The sequence below is a fragment of the Mucilaginibacter sp. P2_A5 genome (assembly GCF_056404995.1).
This window is the reverse complement of record NZ_JBFUCY010000037.1, coordinates 52,082-77,311: the sequence shown is the minus strand read 5'-3', so window position 1 is coordinate 77,311 and position 25,230 is coordinate 52,082. Positions and strand designations below refer to the sequence as shown.

At 42.3% G+C, this 25,230-nt stretch carries 21 protein-coding genes; 15 read left to right on the top strand and 6 right to left on the bottom strand.

What is annotated here, in order from left to right:
- On the top strand, positions 1 to 1,401 hold a 1,401-nt coding region (locus AC1DXF_RS25275; protein ID WP_477451480.1), incomplete at its 5' end, for a glycoside hydrolase family 2 TIM barrel-domain containing protein.
- Positions 1,402 to 1,659: 258 nt separating this feature from the next.
- The gene (locus AC1DXF_RS25270) at positions 1,660 to 3,786 is read left to right on the top strand and encodes a galactocerebrosidase (protein WP_477451479.1); all 2,127 of its coding nucleotides are present in this window, start codon (positions 1,660 to 1,662) and stop codon (positions 3,784 to 3,786) included.
- 404 nt (positions 3,787 to 4,190) lie between these two features.
- Here AC1DXF_RS25270 and AC1DXF_RS25265 read toward each other — a convergent pair whose 3' ends face one another.
- The 4 genes from AC1DXF_RS25265 to AC1DXF_RS25250 form a co-directional block, all read right to left on the bottom strand.
- A complete protein-coding gene (locus AC1DXF_RS25265; RefSeq protein ID WP_477451478.1) occupies positions 4,191 to 4,694 on the bottom strand; it encodes a transposase in 504 nt (167 codons plus the stop codon).
- Positions 4,695 to 5,162, bottom strand: coding sequence for a MarR family winged helix-turn-helix transcriptional regulator (locus tag AC1DXF_RS25260; protein ID WP_477451477.1), 468 nt, complete (start codon positions 5,160 to 5,162; stop codon positions 4,695 to 4,697).
- 587 nt (positions 5,163 to 5,749) lie between these two features.
- Positions 5,750 to 7,339 (bottom strand): FKBP-type peptidyl-prolyl cis-trans isomerase N-terminal domain-containing protein, encoded by a 1,590-nt coding sequence (locus AC1DXF_RS25255; protein WP_477451476.1) that lies wholly within the window; start codon positions 7,337 to 7,339, stop codon positions 5,750 to 5,752.
- Positions 7,340 to 7,690: 351 nt separating this feature from the next.
- Complete coding sequence (locus tag AC1DXF_RS25250) at positions 7,691 to 7,828, bottom strand: hypothetical protein (protein WP_477451475.1); 138 nt, start codon at positions 7,826 to 7,828, stop codon at positions 7,691 to 7,693.
- Positions 7,829 to 8,156: 328 nt separating this feature from the next.
- Here AC1DXF_RS25250 and AC1DXF_RS25245 point away from each other — a divergent pair, with 328 nt between their 5' ends.
- From AC1DXF_RS25245 to AC1DXF_RS25215, 7 genes are all read left to right on the top strand, one after another.
- Positions 8,157 to 8,741 (top strand): Crp/Fnr family transcriptional regulator, encoded by a 585-nt coding sequence (locus tag AC1DXF_RS25245; RefSeq protein ID WP_477451474.1) that lies wholly within the window; start codon positions 8,157 to 8,159, stop codon positions 8,739 to 8,741.
- Between the two features lie 174 nt (positions 8,742 to 8,915).
- Complete coding sequence (locus AC1DXF_RS25240; RefSeq protein WP_477451473.1) at positions 8,916 to 9,494, top strand: YceI family protein; 579 nt, start codon at positions 8,916 to 8,918, stop codon at positions 9,492 to 9,494.
- A gap of 156 nt (positions 9,495 to 9,650) precedes the next feature.
- The gene (locus AC1DXF_RS25235; RefSeq protein WP_477451472.1) at positions 9,651 to 10,145 is read left to right on the top strand and encodes a nuclear transport factor 2 family protein; all 495 of its coding nucleotides are present in this window, start codon (positions 9,651 to 9,653) and stop codon (positions 10,143 to 10,145) included.
- Between the two features lie 136 nt (positions 10,146 to 10,281).
- Complete coding sequence (locus AC1DXF_RS25230) at positions 10,282 to 11,964, top strand: carboxylesterase/lipase family protein (protein WP_477451471.1); 1,683 nt, start codon at positions 10,282 to 10,284, stop codon at positions 11,962 to 11,964.
- A 175-nt stretch (positions 11,965 to 12,139) separates the two neighbouring features.
- Positions 12,140 to 13,873: a GH35 family beta-galactosidase gene (locus tag AC1DXF_RS25225; RefSeq protein WP_477451470.1), complete on the top strand. Its 1,734-nt coding sequence runs from the start codon at positions 12,140 to 12,142 to the stop codon at positions 13,871 to 13,873.
- Between the two features lie 439 nt (positions 13,874 to 14,312).
- Positions 14,313 to 15,131: an SDR family NAD(P)-dependent oxidoreductase gene (locus AC1DXF_RS25220; protein ID WP_477451469.1), complete on the top strand. Its 819-nt coding sequence runs from the start codon at positions 14,313 to 14,315 to the stop codon at positions 15,129 to 15,131.
- 66 nt (positions 15,132 to 15,197) lie between these two features.
- Complete coding sequence (locus AC1DXF_RS25215; protein WP_477451468.1) at positions 15,198 to 16,103, top strand: helix-turn-helix domain-containing protein; 906 nt, start codon at positions 15,198 to 15,200, stop codon at positions 16,101 to 16,103.
- On the opposite strand, the gene AC1DXF_RS25210 is transcribed toward AC1DXF_RS25215, so the two are convergent.
- A complete protein-coding gene (locus AC1DXF_RS25210; RefSeq protein WP_477451467.1) occupies positions 16,100 to 16,288 on the bottom strand; it encodes a hypothetical protein in 189 nt (62 codons plus the stop codon). The genes AC1DXF_RS25215 and AC1DXF_RS25210 overlap by 4 nt on opposite strands.
- Before the next feature lie 329 nt (positions 16,289 to 16,617).
- Between AC1DXF_RS25210 and AC1DXF_RS25205 the strand changes: the two genes are divergently transcribed.
- The 6 genes from AC1DXF_RS25205 to AC1DXF_RS25180 all read left to right on the top strand — a co-directional run bounded on the left by AC1DXF_RS25205 (position 16,618) and on the right by AC1DXF_RS25180 (position 24,502).
- Positions 16,618 to 16,797 carry a hypothetical protein gene (locus AC1DXF_RS25205; RefSeq protein WP_477451466.1) on the top strand — a complete coding sequence of 60 codons (180 nt, stop codon included), beginning with the start codon at positions 16,618 to 16,620 and terminating at the stop codon, positions 16,795 to 16,797.
- Positions 16,798 to 16,853: 56 nt separating this feature from the next.
- Complete coding sequence (locus AC1DXF_RS25200) at positions 16,854 to 18,788, top strand: glycoside hydrolase family 97 protein (protein WP_477451465.1); 1,935 nt, start codon at positions 16,854 to 16,856, stop codon at positions 18,786 to 18,788.
- A gap of 304 nt (positions 18,789 to 19,092) precedes the next feature.
- A complete protein-coding gene (locus AC1DXF_RS25195; protein ID WP_477451464.1) occupies positions 19,093 to 21,720 on the top strand; it encodes a sigma 54-interacting transcriptional regulator in 2,628 nt (875 codons plus the stop codon).
- Between the two features lie 502 nt (positions 21,721 to 22,222).
- A complete protein-coding gene (locus AC1DXF_RS25190; protein ID WP_477451463.1) occupies positions 22,223 to 22,978 on the top strand; it encodes an SDR family oxidoreductase in 756 nt (251 codons plus the stop codon).
- Positions 22,979 to 23,256: 278 nt separating this feature from the next.
- On the top strand, positions 23,257 to 23,454 hold the full coding sequence (locus AC1DXF_RS25185) for a hypothetical protein (protein WP_477451462.1): 198 nt from the start codon (positions 23,257 to 23,259) through the stop codon (positions 23,452 to 23,454).
- Between the two features lie 49 nt (positions 23,455 to 23,503).
- Positions 23,504 to 24,502, top strand: a complete 999-nt coding sequence (locus tag AC1DXF_RS25180; RefSeq protein ID WP_477451461.1) for a hypothetical protein — start codon at positions 23,504 to 23,506, stop codon at positions 24,500 to 24,502.
- A 127-nt stretch (positions 24,503 to 24,629) separates the two neighbouring features.
- Here the strand turns inward: AC1DXF_RS25180 and AC1DXF_RS25175 are convergent, their stop codons facing one another.
- Positions 24,630 to 25,190 carry a hypothetical protein gene (locus AC1DXF_RS25175; protein WP_477451460.1) on the bottom strand — a complete coding sequence of 187 codons (561 nt, stop codon included), beginning with the start codon at positions 25,188 to 25,190 and terminating at the stop codon, positions 24,630 to 24,632.
- Positions 25,191 to 25,230 lie beyond the last annotated feature (40 nt).

The window sequence follows — 25,230 nt, the reverse complement described above, 5'->3', positions numbered from 1 at the left end:
AAGGTTGAACTGCTCAAAGAGGCGGGGTTCAATGCTGTAAGAACTTCTCACAATCCACCATCGCCGGCATTTTTAAATGCTTGTGACAGATTAGGCTTATTGGTTGTTGATGAAGCATTTGACTGTTGGAAAGTAGGGAAAAACAAACATGATTATGCCGAATATTTTAACAAGTGGTGGAAACGCGACCTGGAAGCCATGGTTATGCGGGATCGTAATCATCCATCAATCGTAATATGGAGCATTGGGAATGAAATAGTAGAAAGGGGTAGCCCAGGAGCCGTAGAAACAGCCAGAATGCTTGCAGGTGCCATAAAAAAAATAGATACTGTTCGCCCGGTTACATCGGCCATTGTGGATAACGGTAAGGACTGGGCAACGCTTGATTCCCTGATGGCGGCGCATGACATTGGCGGGTATAATTATCATTTGCAGAGCGCGTCTGCCGATCATCAGCGGGTACCTTCACGAATGATCATTCAAACTGAATCGTACCCCAAGGATGCTTTTGCCAATTGGAAGCTGGTAGAAGACAACAATTACGTTCTTGGTGATTTTGTTTGGACAGCTATAGATTATCTTGGAGAATCGGGAATAGGTCGTTGGTATTATTCGGGCGAGGTGCCTGGCGAACACTGGGAACATGATTTTTTCCCCTGGCATGGTGCTTATTGCGGAGATGTCGATCTGATTGGATGGAGGAAGCCGATTTCGCATTATCGAAACTTGTTATACAATAATACCGAAAAACTTTTCATGGCTGTCCAGGAACCTGAACCAGCCCCCTTGGAAATTAAAACAACGTGGTGGTCTGTTTGGCCAACCTGGGAAAGCTGGAACTGGCCAGATTATATTGGAAAGGATATTAAAGTGGAAGTTTATTCAAAGTATCCTAAGGCGCGCCTTTATCTCAACAACAAACTTATTGGCGAAAAACCTACGGCAATAGCGCAGGAACATAAAGCCGAATTCACCGTGCCCTATTTGCCGGGACAGCTTAAGGCAGTCGGTGTAGATAACGATAAAGAGGTTGAATCAACTGTTTTGCAAACGTCGGGCGGAGCTGCAAAAATAAAATTGACTGCCGACCATAAAAAGATATTGGCAAATGGGCAAGATTTGTCCTATGTCACCATTGAGATAACAGACAGTGCCGGCATAGTTCAACCGAATGCCATAAATCGCCTGCATTTTAAAATTGAAGGGCCTGCCACCATTGCGGGAGTTGATAATGCCGATTTGAAGGACACAGATCCATATGCAGCGGATACACGTAAGGCCTGGCACGGACGTGCGTTAGTGGTCATTAGAAGTACGCACAATGTTGGCGATATTAAGCTTACCGTAAGTTCGCCGACTTTACCTGAGGCTGTTTTAAATATCAAAACAGCTAAGCCCTGATTTGAGTAAAAAGAGATTTATAGAAGTCGGGGGACAGGACACGGAATAGGTTTGTGTGGAGCAAAAGTTTGATGCATTATAAAAGATAAATACATGAAATTTAAATTTTTCAATCTGTTCATTTTGTATATAGTTACTGCCTTTAAGATCAGCAAGTGTACAAACTGATCCCGAGCTGGCACACGCGACACGCGTGTGCCAGCTAAAGCAACGCCCATCAACGGTCTTATTTATTTTAACACACAAACACACCGATTCATGAAAGTAATTTTTAATTCAGTACTTCTAATTCTTCTTTTATTTTACTTTAAATCTAATGCACAACAGAAGAGAATTATGTATCAGGATTCTGTCCAAACGGTGAAACTGCGGGGCAATGCCGGGGGAAAGCGTTTCGATGGAATTGGTGTGGTAAATGGTGGAGGCGCTACATCGGTACTGCTGAAGGATTATCCCGAACCCCAACGCAGTCAGATTCTCGACTTACTTTATAAGCCAAAATTTGGAGCTTCCGTAAGCGCACTGCTTGTTGAGATTCCCGGCGATGGTAATTCAACGCAGGGGGCCATGCCGAGCCACATGCACACGCGTACCGATCTTGATTACTCCCGGGGCTACACCTGGTGGATATTACAGGAAGCCAAAAAGCGCAACCCTGATCTTACCCTCGATGCTACCGCGTGGAGCGCTCCCGCATGGGTTGGGAACGGAAATTTTTGGTCGCAGGATGCAGCCGATTATTATGTTAAGTGGCTTCAGGGGCTTCGTAAAGTTTACGGCCTTGAATTAGATGCCATCGGCTGCCGCAATGAAAAGGGATCCGACTACAATTTTGCGAAGACATTCCGTTCTACCCTTGATGCCAACGGCTTTGAAAAAATTAAGCTTCATGGGTTTGATCTCTGGTGGAAAGACAAACTAGACTTCGTCAAGGACTTTTCTAAAGATGAGCAGCTTCGCAACTCCATAGATATTATCAGCGCTCACACATTTTATGAAGGAGACACCGCTTCCCGACAAGTTCAGGAGATGGCTCAGAAACTTGATAAACCTATCTGGAACACTGAGGATCATGTTTATAAGAAAGGCTTCGATTGCCTGATCAGTATTGTAGAGTGTTTCAACCGCAACTATATTCAAAGCGGTGTCACCAAGATTGTGAATTGGTATGATATTGCAGGTGTTTACCCTATCGAGCCATACTCAGAAGACCCTGCTGCTATGCTGGCACAGTCGCCATGGAGCGGGCATTATCAGGTACGCGAGGCTTTGTGGGGTTATGCACATTATGGGCAATTCTCGAAAGTTGGGTGGCAATACCTGAATGGGGGGAGTGTTAACCTTAAAGGTGGCGGTACTTTAGTAACCTTAAAATCGCCTGGAAAGGACTACAGCATCATTATAGAAACAAAAAACGCAAAAGCTCCACAGCAAATCCGTTTTCAGATCGGCGAGGGATTGTCTCTAAAACAGCTTTGCGTATGGCGTAGTAACGAGAAAGAGCATTTTGTACAGCAAGCGGGTATAAAGCCGATAAAGGGCACATTTACACTAACTTTAGCGCCCAATTCCGTTTACTCTCTTTCCACTACTACAGGGCAGCAAAAGGGAAGCTTTGCTAATATTCCCGATTCCAAGCCCTTCCCCTTTCCATATTATGAAACATTTGAACAATATTCCTCGCCTAAAGCATGGGGGCATTTACCACGCTACACTGCTGATATTGTCGATGCATTTGAAATCACTGAACGCCCGGATAAAAAAGGCAAGTGCCTGCGCCAGGTTGTTCCGGAGGGAACCATCTCCTGGGCACCAGACTGGCGACCTTACAGTATTTTAGGTGATGCGCAGTGGAAGGATTATGAAGTAAGCGCTGATGTTTATTTAAATGCAGGCGATATTGTTGGGGTTATGGGCAGGGTCAATCACGTTGGTACCGGGTATGGATTTATTCCAAAAGGCTACTACCTACAGCTTGAAGACAATGGCAAATGCAGCATAATTGTAACCAGGGGAAAAGGGAATAAAAAGGAACTTACCGGAGATGCTGAACAACAAGCAATTATCAAAAAACAAAACGATGAAAGCGAAGGTGGGGAAAAGGTGCTTGGTGAAATACAACTTTCAAATATCAGCCACAGCCAATGGCATAACCTGAAACTCCAATTCGAAGGATCTGTTATTAGCGCATTCGTTGATGAAAAGCAGGTACTACAAGTGACGGATAGCTTGTACACCCAGGGAATGGCGGGACTAATTGCTGGTGGCGGAAAAAAGCTCAGTACGCCTTTTTACGATAATTTATTGATCAAGGGCAGAAATGCTCCCGTGCCGAAGCCTTCTCTTGCAGCACCAGGACAACTGCCGATCTATACCGTTAAATAATTCTGTCGGCGAACAATCCCCTCTGGAGGGGAAGTTACTTCCGTTTCCCCCGCCTTGGCAAGCTTATGGACTGGTTCTGTGCGTCTGCGGAGCTTGTGCGCTATTGGTAGTGCAGCGCATCTTCAAAATTTTAAATCAGCTATTTAGCATGGTCAAAGTGTAGCGGAAACCCTGAACTCTTTTTTCCAGAACGCGGTGATCAATGGTTCTGGAATGTTCACTTACGGTTAGTTTTCAATCCATTAAGGCCGCTTTGATCAATCCGGGTAAGAGTCTGAAAACGGAATGATTCTATAAAACTTATATAATTACAACTCAAACGCCTCGAGTCGAAAGATTTGAGGCGTTTTTGTATCCATTATGACTGGGCAAGAGCCATTTTCACAGAAGTATCCACTTTAGGTTTAGTTTCGCAGGTTAAATAGTTTAATGCACAAAGGAATAAGTGCGATTGAAACAGCAATAAAAATTATTACTCTTATATAGTTAAGGTTCTGCCAAAGGGATGTTCTCCTCATTAAGTCCTTTGCTGGTGCTGGCGTTTCAGCGATTTTTTGGAACTCAATGATGTTTGATGCAAAATAAGAAACCGTCCAAATTCTTACCGTAAAATGAACGGCAAACAAAATCAGCAACCAATTTCTTACGGGACTTATCTTCCAACTAAAAACGATGGCAAGTATAAACACTATTTCGTGCAACGAATGAAATAGTATCCAAAAGAATTTCAAACTTGCTCCTTTTCCGTCCGACAGAAGTTTGAAGTTGTCCGGCGGTGAAGCTACCCACTTAGGGACAAACACAAGTGTTTCAAAAATCTGTGCTCCGTTCATCAAAAAGTAAATGAGTATCGTCATACAAAGCCATAGTTCGGCTCTGATTAGGTATGCTTCAGTGATTTTTTCCATTTATTTTTTGTTTAAATTTTTAGTCGTTTCAATCATAATAGTGGTTGCTTCTGTAAAATACCTTTCAATGATTTGAATTTCTTTTTCAGAAAACGAAGCGATGAGGTCAGCCGTCTTTCGTTGCAGGTCGCTGAAAATCGGTTCTAACAAGTTCATACTATTCTCCATATTTGGTACGATAATAACTTTTCTCCTGTCTTCTTTGGTAAACTGTCTTTTTAGAAGTTTCTTCTTCTCCAGGCGGTCTACCAGTCCTGTAACAGCACCCGTTGTAAGCCCTGTTAGTTTAGAGATGTCGCCGGCGGTTAGTTCCTTGTATTGGAGGATAAGCCCTAAATACTTGTGGTCGGTGCCTGAAAGCCCCGCCTTTCGGGCAATAGCTTCGTGCATAAAAATGGAAGCGTCGGAATACTGCCGGCTCGCAGTTTTGAATTTGTCGACCATAGTGGCTGGTTTCTTTTCACTCATTATCTAAATATCTTAGATCCAAAGATAAATAGATTGTGAGTAATATTTCAATGTTTTAGATTTTTTTAATGGATTTTAATCTTAAGCAGATACCCGTCGAAAAAAGCAACACTAGTGTTGCCATTTATATTGGGAATGTTGTATTGTTTGAATGCTTACGGTTTGCATAACCCTCGTGGTTCGTGTAAGTATCTGATTGGTAGTTAATTATGTATTTATATTTTTCCCCTGCCGTGTTATTTCGGAGAATTGTGTGAGTTTGTCGGTATTTAAACATTGATCAGCTTTCATAAGATTTATTTGCCGTCTCGATCAAGATTTTTTGAAAAGCCGCCTATTTCAATCAATTCATCAATAAAACGGTGCGGATTCTGCACCGTTATCCACCCATTTCTAAGAAGCCTTTTTACAGATGTAAAAAGGCTTCTTTTATGCCCTCAGGGCAGTTTTTCGATGAAAATGAAATTCGTCAGTTGAAAGCTGATGCGTTGTGTTTCTGATCAATTTACAATTAGAAATATTACCCCCTACACAATTTGAACCCCTCTTCCCGGAAACAATATTTTTTGCCTCGATGATAGGATGGATTATTTTAGTATCTCCAGCAATTCAACCTCCCAAATAAGTATAACAGCTCCTGCAGGATAATCGGGTGTAGGTCTGTTGAATCCGAGCTTAGGAGGGAGAAATAATCTGTATTTGCTGCCTACGCTCATCAATTGCATGCCCTCGGCCAGGCCTGGAAGTAAATCTCGAATTATTTTGTTGAGCGGCGAATGGCTATTGGATGTTTCTTTAGATTCTCTACCCACCATAGCGGTCCTTTGGAAATTGAATTTCACATTATCTGTTGCTAAAGGCTTTGGCCCTGTTCCCTGGCTTATTATTTCATACTGCAAACCACTGGCTGTGGTAATAATGCCTGGTTTCTTTTTGTTTTCGGCTAAAAACTTCTCGGCCTCCTCTTTAGGGGTTAAGGCTGCCGGTGCAGGAGGAGGTTCAGAAATGACAAGTTGCTTATCTTTAACGGCGGGTGTATATTTTATATTTTTAACTAAGTTATCCCCTTGCCTTGCAACAAAAATATCGTTTATAGAAAGATTAACTGTTCCCGCTAATTGACCGTTCTTCCAGTAGCGCATCCCTATACTGCCATCAAGTTCTCCCAAACCGGCTATGTATACATCGTCACCGTCTACGGCTATCTTATAAGGATCTGAACCCGAACCCGCCAGTCTGGCAAGCACTGTAGGCACGTCATTTTTCCAATATTTGGCAAACCCATTTTCCCATCCGGCCACATACACGTTCTTACCTGAAACAGCAATGGCAGTGGCCCTGGCTTCATTCAAACTTCGGTCGGTTAAGAAAACGGTGCCTTTAGCACCACACCAATAAGCAACGCGATAATATGCGTTGTTATTACCTGCAGGTTCGGCGTACCTGCCAGGGATATAAATATTATCGTCCACTATACGGATAGATGCCGCTCTTATGGGCAAAGGATCGTTAATTATTTTTACGGGCTCTCCATTTTTCCAATACTTAGTGTAGCCGTTTTTAACTTGGGGGTCAGATGAATCTGAACCGGCAATGTAAACATCTCCCGTTTTGTAATCAATGGCAACGGATGTGGCATTTGATGCGCCAATAACATTGAGTGGTACCGGCTTTCCATTTTTCCAACACCTGGCCCAGTCACTGAACGGGCTGTACATATCGGACCGATCATAGATCCGCTCATACCCAACTACATAAACATCACCGTTCCTGTTGTCTACAGCTATGTCATAAGCATGCCCAAATATACGCTTACCGCTGGTATTGGAAAGCTGTGTTTCTGTGTTGTTTTTCCAATACACCGCCTGGCCGTTGTGCATGCCTGCCGCATAAACATCATTACCAACTACAACCAGCGATACAATTTCCGACTGGCTTTGCGTATTGGCCAGCAATACCGCTACGCCGTTTTTAAGATAGGTTGCAACCGGTGTTTTTCCATCTGGCATTGAATATCCGGCCAGGTATATGTCCGCTCGTTTCTGCTGCGTTCCGGCTATATTAACAGGTTTCTTGTTACTACTGTTGTGGTGCTGCGCATTTGCGCCAAAAGATAAAAAGCTAATCAGGCCGGCAAGCAGGAGCCTGCCATTTAGCGTAAGTAATTGCTTCTTCATAATTGTTTAAGGTTTCCCGTACAGTTTATCATTATTATACGAATAGGATTACAATAAAGTTAGCGAACAGAATCTTAAATAAGTCCAAAAATGAATTTAGCTTATGGTTGGTATTTTCACCACAGCATTTTGATAAAAGATCTCGTTTTCCCAAAAAAAGCAGATCAAAGCTATTAAGATACATATCTTAGTTTGTAACAAGTTACCCGCTGTATTAATATTATTCCTTTTGATTGGTTTAATAAAACGGGCGGGGATTATGGGTATGTTTGGCCAGCCACTGCAAAATTAAATTTAAGAAGTTTTGAATTGGCCGGAAAAGGTATGCGAATGGGGGATTTTAAAATTCAGTTACAGAATCAGTCTTGAAAAACCGCTTATTTCAATCAATTCCTCAATAAACGGTGCGGATTCTGCACCGAGTTTTAAAGGTTGTCTGAAAAGACAGCCTTTTTTTGCTTCACAGTAACCAAATAAAATTTTGGTCAAAATTTTATTGATTTTTTAGAAGAGAGTTTTTGAAGTATATTTTGGTAAAAAAAAGGAGGTCGCTTAGCTATTTTTGCCTAATATGATTTATAAATAATTGATTGTGAAAAAGATATAAAATTTGGCGTGTCAATTCGCTTATTCTCCACAATTTTGAAAAAAGCTTCGGGTTAAGGCTATCCGATTGTCTTTCTCATACGCGTAAGTTGGATTGTGTTATTTATATACAATCTATGGCCTTGTTTGTAAATACTTAAGTAAAACTGTAATCTTTTCAAGAGTTGTGCGTCAAATGTTTAGCATCGGCAAAAAAAGTTAAATTAGCACCATGCCCGATAATTTTTTCAATAAGCTATCAAACGTAATAACACTGACAGAAACTGATAAAGCGATTTTCAGACAGCATATTATTGTAAAGAAGTTACGGAAACGGCAATACCTTTTGCAGGAACGGGAGGTTTGTAAGTATGTTGCCTTTGTGAGCAAAGGCCTGCTTCGCTCTTACCTGGTAGACGCAAAAAACAACGAACACATTATTCAATTTGCGCCGGAGGGTTGGTTTATTTCTGATTTATCCAGTTTTATAAGTGAAGATCAATCCAGTCTGAATATTGATGCGCTGGAAGATTCAGAACTGATATTAATAAGCAAAGCCGCACATGTATACCTGGAGACGGCGGTTCCTGAATTTTACAAATTTAATTACAAACAGTACCGTGGTGCCTATATTTCGCTGCAAAAGAGGTTAACAGATATGTTCACGCTGTCAACCGAAGAAAAATACACCAAACTTTTAAGTGTTTATCCGGATATTATGCAGCGCGTGCCTCAGCATATGATTGCTTCTTATCTTGGGTTAACGCCGGAAACACTAAGCCGTGTAAGAAAAAAACTCTTTGTAAAAAAAGACTGATATTATATTAATTCATTGATTTGAATCAATGTAATTTATTGATTGATGTCAAGACATTGGCAGCAATTCCGTTCTATTTTTATCCCGAAGCTTTTAATGGTCAAATTAAGCATTGGAATGCCAAATTTGTCTGCCCTGAAGCATTCGTTTAACCAAATTAAAACCAATTATTACATGAAGAAATTATTATTATTTGCAGTTACGCTGCTTTTACAAACCTCGTTATTTGCCCAAACAACTACCTGGAAAAATGATAAAATGCATTCTAAACTTAAGTTTACCGTTACCCATCATTTGCTTTCGGATGTAGACGGCTTGTTCAAAAAATTTGATGCGACCATAACCGCAGCCAGCCCCGATTTCAGTGATGCCGTTTTTGAACTTTCGGCAGATGTGTCCTCAATCAACACAGATGTTGAAATGCGTGATAATGATTTAAGAAGTGCTAACTTTTTTGATGTCGCGAAATACCCCGCTATTACCTTCAAAAGTTCATCAATAAAAGCAGATGGAACAAACAAGTATAAGCTTACCGGCAGCCTTACCATGCATGGTGTTACAAAACCTGTAACGATGGACCTTTGGTACCGCGGCACAAAGGAGAATCCAAATAGCAAGAAAAACGATGCCGGTTTTAAATTGCGGGGTACATTGAAGCGTTCAGACTTTAATATTGGTTCAGGCACTCCTACGATACTTGTAAGCGACGAGGTAGAGATAGCAGCCGACGGCGAGTTTGCAAAAGCCAATTGATAACTCCGGTTAAGCAACTTTCATCTGCATTGAATAATTGATGCATACCCATCATTCGATTAAATCCTTGCTTTGATTGAAATGATGTTCTTTTTGTACCTTCAACAAAATAAGTCTCTATTATCAAACCTGTCGTTCTTCTTAAACTATAATATAATGAAAAAACACATCATCGCCTTAGCAATTGTTTTAACTGCCCATATCACCAACCAGGCTTTTGCACAGTTACCGGTAATACCGCTTGCCAATCAAAAAACTTTGTTACAAAGCAACGACCCTAAGCTTGCGGCCAATAAAAAACTCGTATACGATTGCTGGCGGGAGGTGCTGGAAGCAGGCCATCTTGAATTGACAGATAAATATCTTGCCGAAAACTATATGCAGCACAATCCAAATGTTCCGACAGGACGAAAGGGGTTTGTTGAATTATTTTCAAAGTTTGCCAAGCCTAAGGCAATTGTGGATACCATAAAAGCCCCGGTGGTTGCCATTGTTGCAGAAGGAGACCTGGTGGTGATAAGCTTTGCCTCGAAATTACCCGACCCGGCCGACAGCACAAAAACCTACACCACTACCTGGAGCGACATGTTTCGGATTGAAAACGGAAAACTTGCAGAACATTGGGACGGGGCTCAAAAATCGAAGAATTAACGCAGCGTTGTTTTCCAATTCCAATCGGGAATTACCGGCCGGGCGACCGGGTTTTCGAAATAAAAAGGATGTTTATCCCGAACCAACAGGATATTGATAACAGATGTTTTAATACCAATTATACACAGTTATGTATATGTCAAGCAGAAGAAAATTCATAGGGCAGTTGTCACTTGTTACCGCTGCAATCACCCTTCCCAATTTTGCCAGTTCTTCAATTCTGGCAGGGGATGATTTCGTAATAGCTGAAGTCGCCGAGGGAAAACTCAGGGGCATCAGAAAGGACGGTGTATGTTTATTTAAAGGCGTTCCTTATGCCGGGAGGCTATCAGGTGACCGGCGTTTTAAAAGACCGGCTCCTTTGGGGCCCTGGACAGGTGTGCGTGATGCTTTACAACTTGGCGCCCCCAGTATTCAACCACAATTTCAATCTCGGGCCGTAAACGAACCCAAGCCAGATGAAGACTGCTTGTTTTTAAATGTTTGGACGCCAGCTAATGATAATAAAAAACGTCCTGTAATGTTTTACAACCATGGAGGCGGTTTTTCTAACGGCTCTGGCGGCGCCCTTGATCAGGATGGCTCAAACCTTGCCCGCTTTTTTGATGTGGTTGTAGTAGAGACAAATCACAGATTGGGATTAATGGGTTTTCTCTATTTGGAGCACATTGCAGGCCCGGAATATGCCGGCTCGGGTAACAATGGCCTTTTGGATATTGTTGATGGCTTAAAATGGGTAAAAAAGAATATTGCAGCTTTTGGAGGCGACCCTGATAATGTGATGATATGGGGAGAATCGGGCGGAGGCGCAAAAACAAGTTGCTTATACGCCATGCCCGCAGCAGCCCCGTATTTCAATAAGGCTTCAATCGAAAGCGGTCCCGGCCTTAGAATGTTGCCAAAGGAGGCAGCAATGGAAATGACAAAATTAGTATTCAGGGAACTGGATATCGATCTGAAGGACTGGAAAAAAATACTTGATGTTCCTGTGAAAGATCTGATCGATGTTCAAAATAAAGTTCCCGGCTTGATGGCTGTCAGCGACTATATTCGCCAACACGGTGTGGTGGGGTTTGTCCCTAATAATTTTGCGCCTGTGGTGGATGGTGTTGCACTGCCCCATGATCCTTTCGACCCCTTAGCGCCGAAAATATCAAAGGATAAGCCACTGATGACCGGCTGGAATGAGGATGAATGGGCATTTTTCGCGATGTATTCAACTGACAAGAGCGCGCTCAAAAACGAATTTACATTTGAGGCATTACAAACAAATATCCAACCGGAGTTTGGTGCTGATACGCAGAAAATAATTGACACCTACCGGCGTACAAGGCCTAACGCATCGGCAAGTGACATCTGGATGGCGGTTAAATCAATCAATATGATGGGGCTTGGCACCATTGCCATTGCAGAAAGAAAAGCGGGACAACATGGCGCCCCCGTATACCTGTATAACTTTGGTTATAAATCTGAGGCGAAGATCCCTGACACTGACTATCCTTTTGGTACGCCGCATGCTATGGACATCACGTTCAAATTCAATAATGAAGTGCCAGGGGCGCCGGCCGGTTTTTTAAGCGGGAACAAGCCTGAGCGCTTTACTGCATCGCATTATATGGCGGAGTTATGGACTAATTTTGCCAAAACAGGTAAGCCTGCCGCGAAGGATGTTCCAGAGTGGCCGGCTTATAATCTGAAAGACAGGCCTACCATGCGCATTGATGCTAAATGCGAGGTAATTAATGACAGGTACAAGGAAGAACTGGCCATGTGGCGGTCAATAGGCCGGATAGGCTATCACTCGCTTAATTCAAGGTAAACGGTATTCCCTGAAATGGTAGCCAGACTGATATGCTGGCCATGCAACATCAGTTATAAAAAACCGGATACGATCCTATTGCAGATTTAATCAATGGCCCGACGCAAGAAAGCTGTTTTATTAAACAATAAGTACTGCTATCTTTAACCTGTAGATAAACCAATTATCAAGGACCATGATTTTAAAAACAACCTGGGCTGTTGCACTATCAACACTATTGATGGCGCCCGCCTTTGCCCAAAATGTTGCCATACCGCACCTGGAGAACAAAGGAAATGTCAAACAACTAATTGTTAACGGAAAACCGTTCCTGGTTCTTGGCGGCGAGCTTCATAATTCCAGTACATCCACCGCGTCCTATATGGCCCCGATCTGGGGCAAAATGAAGAAAAAGCATTTGAATACGGTGATCGCCCCGGTTTACTGGGAATTGCTGGAACCATCAGAAGGAAAATTTGATTTTTCATTGGTAGACAGCATGCTCCGCGGTGCACGGGCGAAAGACCTTCATCTGGTTATTTTGTGGTTCGGGAGCTGGAAAAATGGATATTCAACCTATGTACCGGCCTGGATAAAAAATAATACTGCCAAATATCCCAGGGCCAAAGACAAAGACGGGAATTCCTTTGAAATGCTTTCTGCATTATATCCTGCATCGCAGAACGCAGATGCAAAGGCATTCAAAGCGCTGATGCATCACATAAAGGAAGTTGACGGCAAATACCAAACGGTTATTGCCATGCAGGTGGAAAATGAGATAGGTTTGTTTAAATCGCCCCGCGACTACGGAAAGCTTGCCAACGAAGCATACGAACATGGCGTGCCGGCAGACCTGATGAAATATCTGTCTGACAACAGATCAAAATTGCAGCCTGAACTGGATAGCGCCTGGAAAGCTAATGGGTACAAAATGAACGGCTCGTGGGAGGATGTATTCGGCAAGAGCAAATTTGAAGCTAACGATGCGTCTGTATTATCTTATCTGCCGGAAGAGTTATTTACAGTATATCATTATGCAAAATATGTAGGAGCAGTTGCTGCTGCGGGAAAGTCGGAGTACCCAATCCCTATGTATGTTAATGCCTGGATAACACAGCCCTCGTTCCATTATCCCGGCAAATATCCAAGTGGCGGACCCGTCCCTCATACACTCGACGTATGGCGGGCCGCCGCACCGTCAATAGATTTTATTTCCCCCGATATCTATGTTCCGTCAAAAGTTGCCCGGCATACTATGGAACAATATCGCAGGCCGGGCAACCCGCTATTTATTCCTGAAATTCGCCCGGGGGCGCAGTCAGCCCGCGAAGCATTCTGGGCGTACGGACAACTGGATGCAATTGCTTTTTCTCCATTCGGGATAGATGACTTGCCTGTGGAAGAAGATGAGATCACCAAAACTTATGAAGTGCTCAATCTGGCCAAGGATAAGATACTTGAAAATCGTGGCAAGGGTACAATGACAGGCATTTATCTTGATTCAGTTGAACGCGAGCAGCGGTTTGATTTGAACGGATACCATATTCAAGCCTTATTCGGCGGGATTTCTAATTCCGAAATGGCAAATATTGCCGTTGGTGTCAGGAATTCTAAAGCAAGATTTGCCGGTGGCATTATCATTGCCAACGGTCCGGATGAATTTATTGTGATCGGGAGAGACATGAGTTTTAAGCTCGAACCGGTCACTCCCGACCCTCAAAAGCCGCTATTTGACGTGGAATTTTTAGATGAGGGATATTTCGAAAATGGAAAGTGGATCACTACCAGGAGATTGAACGGAGATGAAGGCACCGGCGGTGGTGATTATGGATTTGGGTTTATGAACCCCAAAAATGCCTATATCAAGTTTCAACGGCAAAAAGATGATAAATACAGCCTGATCAGGATCAAGTTTAATAAATACAACTAAGATCACTTTGAAGTCCGGATGGTACACCCGGCACCTATGATCATCACACATTACCTCATTTCGTTGCTTTTTGAAGCACGAATTTCTGTAAATCCAGAAGCGTGCGTCTTTGCTTTCAATTGCCTGGCATAGCCGAGTGCAGCAGAATTGCCAGCCTGTATTTTCAGGATCATTTGGTCAAATGCCCGGATGATCCATACCCACCGTTCCGTTCATTAGTAACGAACTTTTACCCTGTGTACAGTGCGCCACTTGTAAATCATCGGCAGGGCACCAGATCTATTGATATTTGAAAAGCAAACAGCTTGAGATCCTTAACAACTTTACAGACTTGTGACATCAACTGTAAAAACGTAACAGCATATCCTACTTTTGTATAGGCCGTAAAAGGGCGTATGGAAATAGCTTTGCATCAACATTATTAGAAATTAAAAAAAACATGCAAAAGACAATTTTTATCACCGGTGCTTCCCGCGGATTTGGACGGCTCTGGACAGAAGCTTTTTTAAAGCGCGGCGACAAAGTAGTTGCTACCGGAAGGGATATTAAATCGTTAGAAGATCTTGCCAAAGAGCACCCTGACACTTTTCTGCCGTTACAGCTTGATGTAACCAATCGTGAAGATTGTTTTGCCGCTGTTAAAAAAGCACATGAACACTTTGGCGTTATTGACGTTGTGATTAACAATGCGGGCTATGGACTTTTTGGTACGGTTGAGGAAACAAGCGATGAAGATACCCGTAAGTTAATGGAAACAAATTTCTTTGGCCTGGTATGGATCACTAAGGCAGCGCTGCCCATAATGCGTCGGCAAGGCAAAGGGCATCTCATCCAGGTTTCGAGTTTATTGGGCGTTAATCCACTGCCACTGATGGGGATGTACAGCGCCTCTAAGTTTGCCATGGAAGCATTTAGCGAAACACTGGCTATGGAAGTAAAAGATTTTGGAATTAAAGTAACCATTGTTGAACCTAACGGTTATGCAACCGAATTTACAAGTGTTTCGGCAGTTCATGCCGACTCCATGGAAGAGTATGGGCCATTGAAGGCAGCTGTTTTCGCAGGATTTTCGGATGATGTTTTTGGCGTTCCCGAAGCTACCGTGAAAGCAATTTGTAAATTGATAGATTCGCCTGAACCTCCGTTAAGGTTGTTCCTGGGGAAACATGGATTGCCTACGGTAACGCAAACTTATCAAAACCGCCTTGCCACCTGGGAAGAATGGAAGGGTGTATCATATGAAGCCCACGGGAAATAATTTTATCCACTAATAAATACAGCAGGATCTATCCATTGATGAATAGATTCTGCTCAATTAAGTAAAATGAAACACTATAGTAGTCTTGAGGAACTTCATAAAGCGTATGGATTTCCACCACCAGAAAACCCGCTTATCAGCATAGTATGCGATGTGGTAAGACCTGCGGATTTTGGCAATCATATTCCGCAGCATACAAGTGACTTCTTTGTGATCTGTTTAAAGAAAATGTGTTCAACTTTCGTGAGTTATGGTTATGGTAAAACAAAATACGACCCTTCCACCGGCACTATGTTCTTCCTGAATCCGAGACAGATAGTGGAGTTAAATGATCTTGAACAAAAGATAGAAGGATTTTTTATGTACGTTCACCAGGACTTTTTTTCCGGACATCCTTTGCATCATGAAATAAAAAAATACAGCTTTTTTGAGTATGAAGTAAATGAGGCATTGCACGTTTCACCGAAGGAAGAAAAAATAATAAGCGAATTGTTTCAAAAAATTGTCATTGAATACCGGAATAATCAAGATGAATTTAGCAGGGAAATTATTCTCTCCCATATTCAATCATTGCTGAAATATGCCAGCCGGTTTTATAAAAGACAGTTTATGGACAGGGTGGTAATATCGGGACACACATTAAACAAATTTAATGAGGTTCTCTCGGGGTATCTTCAAAGGGATTCTATACAAAGGCAGGGATTGCCAACTGTCACGTGTATAGCATCAAAACTCCATCTTTCACCACGTTACCTTAGCGACCTGCTGAAGCAGGAAACAGGCAAAACAGCTATTGAACTGATCCACTTATCCTTAATTTCAGAAGCTAAAAATTTGTTGAGGGCAAGCAACCAACCAATTTCGGAAATTGGTTATACATTAGGTTTTGAAAACTCGCCCTATTTTTCCAAGTTGTTCAAAAAAGAGGTGGGCATTAGTCCGAAAGATTACAGGGAGCAGTTTTTAAATTAGTAATAAAAGTTGAGTGTTATTTCTAATACAATATGGATAGTAAGCGCATGGTAACCGGCACAGTGCAGCTCAAAAACCGGTTGCAGTGGTTTTGCCAATTTATGCCTATTCAATACCAGGCCACTTGTAGCTTCGCCTTCCATTTGCAGCTCAATCCGTGCTGTATAGGAATGGTTGTACGGCATGCAGAAAAAACCGGCTGGGCATTGCAAAGTTAAAATGATTGTCTGATTTGTATTATTTTCATAAAAGGTACACTGCGGATATATTAGCATTTCAATATGATTAATATATAACATATCCAGGTAATTATCTTGATTTAATTAGGTTGCTTGTTGTTGTTGTTGTTTTCAATGTAACTATGGTAATGTTATATTAAAATCGGGTTTGTATAAAACAAAGTCTGTTTGGTGTAATTCATCATGATAGACTTTATATAGTTTTGTTTTAATCAAATAGCCTTGCTGACCTGCATATGAGTTATTTGTCAAAGCCTTTATAAACCAACCTATAAATGGACCACACGCTAACTACGGCCGTAACTGGTATTGACACCGGAGCCTGTCTGATTGTGCAAGGTTTTATGGAAACCAGCCAGTTCTGTACTCATAACTATGCCAAACGCCAGGGTTCGGGATGGGGAAGGATTAATTTGGAAATTTCAGGAACCCTTTCCCAGGACAATGGATGGTAAGAAATGGGTATTGATAGATAAAATGTTTCGACTGCTGAATTAAAGTTTTATAAAATATGATGACGAAAAGTTTTTTTTTAATTCTGAGCCTTTTTTTAGGCTCGGTGGGTTACGCCCAACAAGTTTTATCTCCTGATAAAAAAATTAAAGTTGTTGTAGAAATGCAGCAGGCAGGCCCGGGAGGCATGGGGCAGGCCTATTTTAAAGTGCTGTATAAAAGTAAAAGAGCTTATATTGAAGTGTTACCGGCTTCGCCATTAGGCATATTAAGGGAGGATCAGCAATTCGTATCCAATCTCAAATTAGTTGCGCAGAGCAAGCCTGTCGTAGTTCATGACAAATATGAAATGCTGACCGGAAAGCGGAAGCTTTGTGAAAACTTTGGGACCGAGAAAACATTTAACTATCAGAACGCCTCAAAACAGCCCTTAAATATCACTTTCAGGATTTATAACGATGGGGTTGCGTTCAGGTACGCATTTCCCAATCGCTCAGACTCCAGTTTTTCAGTTAAAGATGAAGCGACGGCCTATGTAATTCCTAAAGGTACGGCAAGATGGATGCAGCCGTTCGATCAATCTTATGAGAATTTTTTTCCACTTAATACCGATGGAGCTACTGCAAAGGGGAACGGTGATTGGGGGTATCCTGCTTTATATAAAGTTAATAACCAGCCATTATGGGTACTAATTTCAGAAGGAGGTATAACGAGGCAAAATTGCGCGGCCAAACTCAATAATAAACAAAACACAAACCTGTATAAGGTAAGTTACCCTTCGGCAAAAAAAGATTGGCATGGCGGAGCTGTTTCCGGTTTGCCATGGAAATCGCAATGGCATGTGATGATAGTGGGTAAGCTGGCTGATCTGGTAGAAAGCACGTTGATCACTGATGTGAGCGAACCTACTGCTTTTAAAGACACGAAATGGATTGAGCCCGGGAGCGCAGCCTGGGTATATTGGGCAAACAATCACGGTTCAAAGGATTATCAGAAGGTGATTGAATACATTGACCTGGCTGTAAAAATGAATTGGCCGTATGTGCTTATTGACTGGGAATGGGATGTAATGTCAAATGGCGGTACTGTAAAGGATGCGTTGAGTTATGCCAAAAGTAAAGGTATCAAAACGCTTTTATGGTATAACTCGGGTACCGATTGGCTCGGCGCAACTCCGGCCGACAGGCTGCTAACACACGAGAAAAGAGAAAAGGAATTTTCATGGCTGAAAGAGGTCGGTGTATCAGGTATCAAGGTCGACTTTTTTGCGGGAGATCAGCAGGGGATGATGCAATATTATATTGATATTCTGGAAGACGCAGCAAAGCACCATCTGCTGGTAAACTTTCACGGGGCTACCATACCCCGCGGCTGGGCCCGTACCTATCCTAATTTAATGAGTACCGAAGCGGTGTACGGTGCCGAATGGTATAACAACGATGGCATTTTAACCGATAAGGCCGCTGCGCATAACACAACTCTTCCATTTACGCGGAATATAATAGGCTCTATGGATTATACACCGGTAACGTTTTCCAATTCGCAGCATGAACATAAAACGTCTTTTGCCCACGAATTGGCTTTGGCCGTGGCATTTGAATCGGGATTGCAGCATTTTGCAGACAGGCCTTCCGCTTATTATGATTTGGCTGAAGGCCCCCGTAAATTTCTAATGGGCTTTCCCACAACCTGGGACGAAACAAAGCTGATCAATGGCTATCCGGGCGAAATGGTTGTTATAGCCCGAAGAAAAGGCAAGCTCTGGTATGTTGCCGGGCTTAACGGGAAAGACACTCCGCAAACACTTAATCTTAATTTTAATTTTTTAGGTAACTCGGACTATTCTTTCCAAATATTCAAAGACGGAATAGATACAAAATCCATTACAAGCGAAACTGGAAAGATAAAAAAAACAAATATATTGCAAATTGAATGCCTGCCCAGAGGCGGATTCGCTGGAGTAGTGGGTGAGAAAGACTTGACCACACTTTAGCCGATATTCTTATCGTACAGAAGGGAAAAATATCAAGGGTTTTCATGCTTATTCGTTTCTTACTTCCCCAATTACGATCTACCTCGGAGCTTATTCTTTTTTAAGATCATAATCGATAATTTTTGAAAAACCGCCTATTTCACTCAATTCGTCGATAAAACGGTACGGATTCTGCACCGTCATCCACCCAAACGCTTCTCATGAAAATGTGAAGCGTTTTTTGTTTAGTGATAAAACAGTGTGCATATTTGGACAACAGCGACGGGGTAGAAACATCTGCTTGTAATTTCCATAAATTGCTATCATGAAAAAGACAAAACTTTCCGAATCAGATTTGCCGGCTCCCTCAATGGCCGGGCTTGAGCAGGAAAGAAGGATCTTGCTGGAACTGGGAAATGATATTACCCGGGTTCGGGACAAGAATGATCTTATTGTACTTTTTAAAAAAAGGATCAAAGGGTTATTCTATTTTACCCATACGATTGTTACCCTGATTGACTACAAGGACGAAACATATGTCCCCTTTTTGCTTGACAATGAAGGGTCTCCCATCCGGTCGCATCCAAGATACCAGGAAATGGTGAAGTCTCATTTTTCCCTGAACGAGCCCTTTATCCAGTCGGTATTGCAGGCAGCCGAACCGGTATCTTTTATGTTGGAAGATATAATGGACAAGCCGCTAAGCCCCGCCTTTCTCCGCGTTAATTACCAAAAAGGCGTAAGAGAAATTTTAATGACGCGGCTTATGAAAGAAGGAAAACCCATGGGCTTTATTCATATTTATTCGGATAAACCCGGCAGTTTTAGTAACGAATTCAGGAGCATTATTAAAGGTATTATGCCCCAGTTGTCGAGCGCTGTATCCAATATTATCAAAAATGAAGAGCTGCTTGGTAAGGAAAAAGAAAAATCATTTCTTCTTGATTTTAGCAGCGATATCGTAACCGTAAGAACGAAAGAAGAGCTTGCCCGCGCCGTCCGTACCGCATTAGGCAAGTTAAATCCACCGGGAGGCTTTGTCATTCGCCGGATCAATGAAGATCAGACGACAATGAGCCCTTACGTGTACGATCTTCAAAAGGCACAAGATCCCAAAATAGTGAGTGCGCTTGAGAAAGCCAGGTACCCCATTAATGACGGACTTCAAAATCGTGTATTAAACAGCCCAATTCCTTTATTATTTAACATAGACAGGGAAATACAACGCGGAATCACCTCAGCTTATTTACAATATTGGAAGGAGATGGGGTTTAAAGACATTGTAGGTATCCGGTTACGTAACGGGGAAACGAACCTTGGAATGTTGTTCCTCGACATCGGGGAGATCAATGTTCAACTGTTGCAAGGTATTTGCGCGCAAATATCCATCGCTATGGCTAATATTCTGGCACATGAGCAAATCAACAAAAAACAGGAAGAGCAGGCTTTTCTGCTGAATTTCAGTAACGATATTACACAGTCGAGAACGAAGCTGGATCTGCAGAATGCTATTTTCAGGGTGTTGGATAAAACAATGCATACAAAGCTTGCTATGCTGCGGGTGATAGATGATGACGGCTTTCACCTAAGCCCATTTATGTTCGACGATACGTTGTTTGATAAAGCCCAAACCTATTACGGCAAAAGCCTGGCCAATCGGGTCACCATTGAAGAAACATACACGGCGCAGGTGCTTGCAAGTAAGGATGGATTGGTGTTTAATGTGGAAGAAGAATTAAAAACCGGTAATACATACGCAAAACTGTGGCAAACAACCGGCCTGAGAAATATGTACGCCCTGCCATTACGCGTGGGCGACAAAAACATAGGCACCATATGGCTGCTGGCAAACCGGCTAAGCCCGCTGCTGCTGAAAGGGATATGTGCCCAAATAGCTGTTGCTGTCGCTAATATACAAGCTAATGAAAAATTGCTGGCCTACAAAAAGCAACTGGAAGTAGAAAATGATTATCTGAAAGAACAGATTAAAACCATTTACAACTTCTCGGAAATAATTGGCAGTGGCGACCAGATGCAAAAAGTATATCGCTTGATGTCATTGGTGGCCGATTCCAATACTACTGTGATGGTATCTGGCGAAACAGGAACGGGAAAGGAATTGATTGGAAGAGCCATTCACAACGCATCGCCACGCCGCGACAAGCTGATGGTAAAGGTCAATTGCGCCGCGTTGCCGGCAAATCTTATTGAGAGCGAATTGTTTGGTCATGAAAAGGGCGCCTTTACCGGGGCCATTGACCGGCGCATAGGTAAATTTGAGTTAGCCAATAACAGCACATTATTCCTTGATGAAATTGGCGAACTGCCGCTTGAAGCACAGGCTAAATTGCTGCGTGTAATACAAGAGCGTGAACTGGAACGAATTGGAGGTAAACAAACCATAAAGATAGATGTAAGGCTGATTGCCGCAACCAACCGCAACCTGGAAGAAGAGGTAAAGGCTGGCCGTTTTCGCTCAGATTTGTATTTTCGGCTAAATGTATTTCCCATCAACCTGCCCCCACTCCGTGACAGGCCGGAGGATATAGAAGCCCTTACTCATTTTTTTGTACAAAAGCACAGCAGAAATACCGGCCGCAAGATCAGGAAAATTGCACCAAAAGTAATACAGCAGTTACGCAGCTACACCTGGCCGGGAAATGTGCGGGAGTTGGAGCATTTACTGGAACGCAGTATATTATTAACGACTGATGGCATATTGCAAGATGTATATATCCCTAGGAATATGAATATAGAAAAGCAAGACGAGGTGCATCTCTTAAACAGGTCACTGGAGGAAGTTGAACGTAGTTATATTATTGAAGCCTTGAAACGATGTGACGGCAAAATTTCAGGTGCAGGCGGCGCCGCTGAAATTTTGAAAATCCCCGGCAATACTTTACACTCCAAAATGAAAAAGTTAGGTATCAGCAAGAGCGATTATTTTGCCTGATAAATTCATAGGAGCTGTTTAAAAATAAAAAACAGGCCGTCATTGCGAGTACCCATCAGCATGATCCTGAAAAAAATGAGATGAGGGGTTGGCTTTAGAGCATCACAACAGCCATGTCATTGCGAGCGCAGCGCGGCAATCGCGAACTGTGCTAGTCCGCCCTGTATAGTTCGCGATTGCTTCGTTCCTCGCAATGACATAGATTGAATTTTAAAAAAATATTGATAGTCAATAGCTTACAAACACGTCATTATAAGGTACGAAGCAATGACGCGTGGATATGTGCTTCATTGGAGGTATAAAAACATTCGTAAATCAAATTTAGACACCTTCTTAAAATCCCCGGATTCCTTCCCTTTATATAGTGAAACATATCGTAATTTCACTGAATATAGTGAAAAATACGATACTTATTGTTATTTATATTGTTGATTATCAATGATTTGCATTATCTGGCATCGGCTTTGCCTTTTGCATAACAAATCATTAAAAAATCAACATTATGAAAATCGTAGTCATTGGAGGCACTGGCCTCATCGGATCCAAAGTAGTAACAAAACTTCGCCAACAGGGGCACCAGGTTATCGCTGCCTCTCCTGACACAGGTATCAACACCATCACAGGAGCAGGACTGGCTGAGGCCATGAACAATACCGACGTGGTTGTAGACCTGGCAAATTCTCCGTCTTTTGAAGACAAGGCTGTCCTGGAATTCTTTCAGACTGCCGGCCGCAATTTACTGGCCGCAGAAATCAATGCCGGTGTAAAACATCATGTGGCGCTTTCCATTGTTGGGGTCGACATCATGCAAAACATTGGTTACATGCGGGCCAAAAAAGCTCAGGAAGACCTTATCAAGCAATCGGGAGTGCCTTACACTATTATCCGGAGCACCCAGTTTTTAGAGTTCCTGGCAGGTATCGCCAACCAGGCTACTAATGGAAACGAAGTACATCTTTCCGATGTTCTGTTCCAACCTATCGCTGCAGAAGATGTAGCCTCCTTTGTAGCTAAATACGCCCTGGCAGCCCCCATTAATGGCGAAACGGAAATAGCCGGTCCCGAACGCTTTGCCTTGTATGAAATAGTGGCCCGGTATCTGCAGTATACAAAAGATCCGCGCCAGGTGTTATCTGACGGCGAACCATCGTATTTTGGCGGGGAAATCAGCCATACAGCATTGGTGCCGGCCGGGCAGGCAGAGCTGGGAGCCATTAACTTTGAAAAATGGTGGAGCTACCAGTTGCAAAAGGCTTGATGGTAGCGATCTGCCACCTGTTGAAACGAAGATGACGGGTGGCAGCTTGCCGGGGCGGTTGTAACGGGAATGCACTTTCCACCAGTTCGTGCACCAGGATATCCCTACGCCGGCGTATTATCCTTACGAAAACCGGTCAACAACACGGCAAGTCAGCAGGTAGCAGATCCAACTTCCACCGATTTTTTTTGACAATAAATTGTCATACAGTTGGTCCGGGTGAACGGACCAGCTGTTACTGAAAGAAAAATAAATTATTCATTAATAATGTAAACATCATGAATCCCTTCTTTTTATATCTAGTTGGTGAAAATCTGAAAGATCGATCAGATGAACACACCATTGCTATTAACGAGCCTCCGTACAGTATGAACGAAGGCGGTGAGTTTTTAGACGACGCTATCCGTATGAAAGATATGCCATTATTCTATAGCGAAAAAAGCGTTGCTGCCAGAAGCACCTGGAACTTATTGTAACAACCCAGGCAAATATTCAACCCCATTATTATCCATAAAAAATTGAGCCATGCAAGTTTATAATATCGAAATCAAAAATGTGCTTCCCATATTAACGGATCTGGTCGAATCTATCAGGAACTTTAATGATTGTCAAAATATTTACCTGAGCCGCACATATGATAGCAGCACACCCGAGCCGGGAATCCTTAAAAAGGCATTTGGAATTAAAGAAGCCAAACTGCCCGAATTTTTAACCAATTTAGGTGTCCGTAGTCTAACTTTAAGTTCTCCGTACGCTGAAGATGCACTTTCCAGGTGCGCCTTTGATGTAGGGGACGGCGGCAACAAAAGCAACAGATGGTCTGAAATAAAAAGCGAAAAACTAATTGCTGATCTTTCAGACCTGTTTCAGGCTTGTCGCACTATCGCGTTTGACGACTGGGCAAATGTGGCAAACTCTTCGGATTTATGGGATGGTCTGCTCTCTGATGTTATTCGGCCTTTACAGAAAACAGATTTAGAGTTTATTTTTTATCTTGGAGATCCTGCTAAAAAGTTATTTTTCCAGGTGGATGAGATCCTCGACATCATAAGTGCATTTTCAAAACATGGCCGGGTGACATTTTGCCTGGACGAAAGTGAGGCTGTTAAATTATGGATGGTTCTGAATGGCGAACGCCCAGACTATACATTAAACGCTTTTGCACTAAGCGATTTAAAAAGGAAATACTTTTCCATATTTAAGACGATGACGGTGGACCAGTTATTAATTTATTCTGCAAATGATGCCCTGGTATATTCCGAAGATCAGCAATTCGTATTAACGCGAAAGGTAGTAGATTATAACATTGAGATTGCCAAGGATGCAAGAGACAATTTCATTGCCGGCTTTACTATAGGTTTAATATTGCAGCTTGACATCAGGTATTGTATCGCTTTGGGATTAATTGTTTTTGGCTCACGTGGAGAAAACAATTCGAGTCCTGATAAAGATGACCTGCTTGCTTACCTTGAAAAGTGGATTATTGATCTTAATAAGGATGATGTTATAAGTCTTTATCAATAATAATGAACACAGATAATAGCCTGGTGTCGTGTCAACGATAAATTGACAAATATTCTTCAGTCGAAAGTCTTAAGTTCTAAGTCAAAAGAGAAAAAAATAACTTTGGACTTACGACTTAGTACATTGCCTACGCTTTTAACTGGGCTTCAATATTCATCAGCAACTTATAAAAGGCATGGTATATTTTTCGTAATTCGGCAGGCTTATTTATGGCTTCATCAATGTTCAGTTCCAGGTAAGCATGTTCTTTGTCCTTCTCATTGGTATGGATATGAATCCCGCAATCAAAGCTTTCAAGCGTCGAAAAAACTTTTCGTATATCGGCATCCTCAAAAACATGCCGCACCTTTTCCTTGTCATCGGTTTTAATAATGAGGTGTTTATCCAGGCTGGGATAGCCAATCTCTACATCCTGCATGCCAAAAAATTTGCCAACCTGGTCAATAAAACTTTGATCATGTATGGCGAATTTGAAGGTATTTTTATGCGACAGAACCGAACACAACTGCGTTAACGCCGAGCCGCTTTCAAAGCCTCCGCCAAGGTCGATGCCAATATATAGTTCGATCTGCTTTTTTCCCTGTTTCAATAACAGGTTATAATCTAATCTGTCTTCCTGGAGCAGGGCTTCTACACCGGCCCACAACTGCTCTTCAGTATTGCCCGAAACAATCTTTATGTCTTCCATAAATTTTATAACGGATTAAGCCTGCTTATGTTTAACTAAT

What these genes read in the sequence shown, in the direction of transcription:
- AC1DXF_RS25255 (WP_477451476.1), bottom strand. Translation starts at nt 7,339, where the DNA reads ATGAAGAAGCAATTACTTACGCTAAATGGCAGGCTCCTGCTTGCCGGC.
- AC1DXF_RS25225 (WP_477451470.1), top strand. Translation starts at nt 12,140, where the DNA reads ATGATTTTAAAAACAACCTGGGCTGTTGCACTATCAACACTATTGATG.
- AC1DXF_RS25220 (WP_477451469.1), top strand. Translation starts at nt 14,313, where the DNA reads ATGCAAAAGACAATTTTTATCACCGGTGCTTCCCGCGGATTTGGACGG.
- AC1DXF_RS25210 (WP_477451467.1), bottom strand. Translation starts at nt 16,288, where the DNA reads ATGCCGTACAACCATTCCTATACAGCACGGATTGAGCTGCAAATGGAA.
- AC1DXF_RS25180 (WP_477451461.1), top strand. Translation starts at nt 23,504, where the DNA reads ATGCAAGTTTATAATATCGAAATCAAAAATGTGCTTCCCATATTAACG.
- AC1DXF_RS25230 (WP_477451471.1), top strand. Translation starts at nt 10,282, where the DNA reads ATGTCAAGCAGAAGAAAATTCATAGGGCAGTTGTCACTTGTTACCGCT.
- AC1DXF_RS25215 (WP_477451468.1), top strand. Translation starts at nt 15,198, where the DNA reads ATGAAACACTATAGTAGTCTTGAGGAACTTCATAAAGCGTATGGATTT.
- AC1DXF_RS25265 (WP_477451478.1), bottom strand. Translation starts at nt 4,694, where the DNA reads ATGGAAAAAATCACTGAAGCATACCTAATCAGAGCCGAACTATGGCTT.
- AC1DXF_RS25235 (WP_477451472.1), top strand. Translation starts at nt 9,651, where the DNA reads ATGAAAAAACACATCATCGCCTTAGCAATTGTTTTAACTGCCCATATC.
- AC1DXF_RS25195 (WP_477451464.1), top strand. Translation starts at nt 19,093, where the DNA reads ATGAAAAAGACAAAACTTTCCGAATCAGATTTGCCGGCTCCCTCAATG.
- AC1DXF_RS25175 (WP_477451460.1), bottom strand. Translation starts at nt 25,190, where the DNA reads ATGGAAGACATAAAGATTGTTTCGGGCAATACTGAAGAGCAGTTGTGG.
- AC1DXF_RS25190 (WP_477451463.1), top strand. Translation starts at nt 22,223, where the DNA reads ATGAAAATCGTAGTCATTGGAGGCACTGGCCTCATCGGATCCAAAGTA.
- AC1DXF_RS25240 (WP_477451473.1), top strand. Translation starts at nt 8,916, where the DNA reads ATGAAGAAATTATTATTATTTGCAGTTACGCTGCTTTTACAAACCTCG.
- AC1DXF_RS25260 (WP_477451477.1), bottom strand. Translation starts at nt 5,162, where the DNA reads ATGAGTGAAAAGAAACCAGCCACTATGGTCGACAAATTCAAAACTGCG.
- AC1DXF_RS25185 (WP_477451462.1), top strand. Translation starts at nt 23,257, where the DNA reads ATGAATCCCTTCTTTTTATATCTAGTTGGTGAAAATCTGAAAGATCGA.
- AC1DXF_RS25205 (WP_477451466.1), top strand. Translation starts at nt 16,618, where the DNA reads ATGGACCACACGCTAACTACGGCCGTAACTGGTATTGACACCGGAGCC.
- AC1DXF_RS25270 (WP_477451479.1), top strand. Translation starts at nt 1,660, where the DNA reads ATGAAAGTAATTTTTAATTCAGTACTTCTAATTCTTCTTTTATTTTAC.
- AC1DXF_RS25245 (WP_477451474.1), top strand. Translation starts at nt 8,157, where the DNA reads ATGCCCGATAATTTTTTCAATAAGCTATCAAACGTAATAACACTGACA.
- AC1DXF_RS25200 (WP_477451465.1), top strand. Translation starts at nt 16,854, where the DNA reads ATGATGACGAAAAGTTTTTTTTTAATTCTGAGCCTTTTTTTAGGCTCG.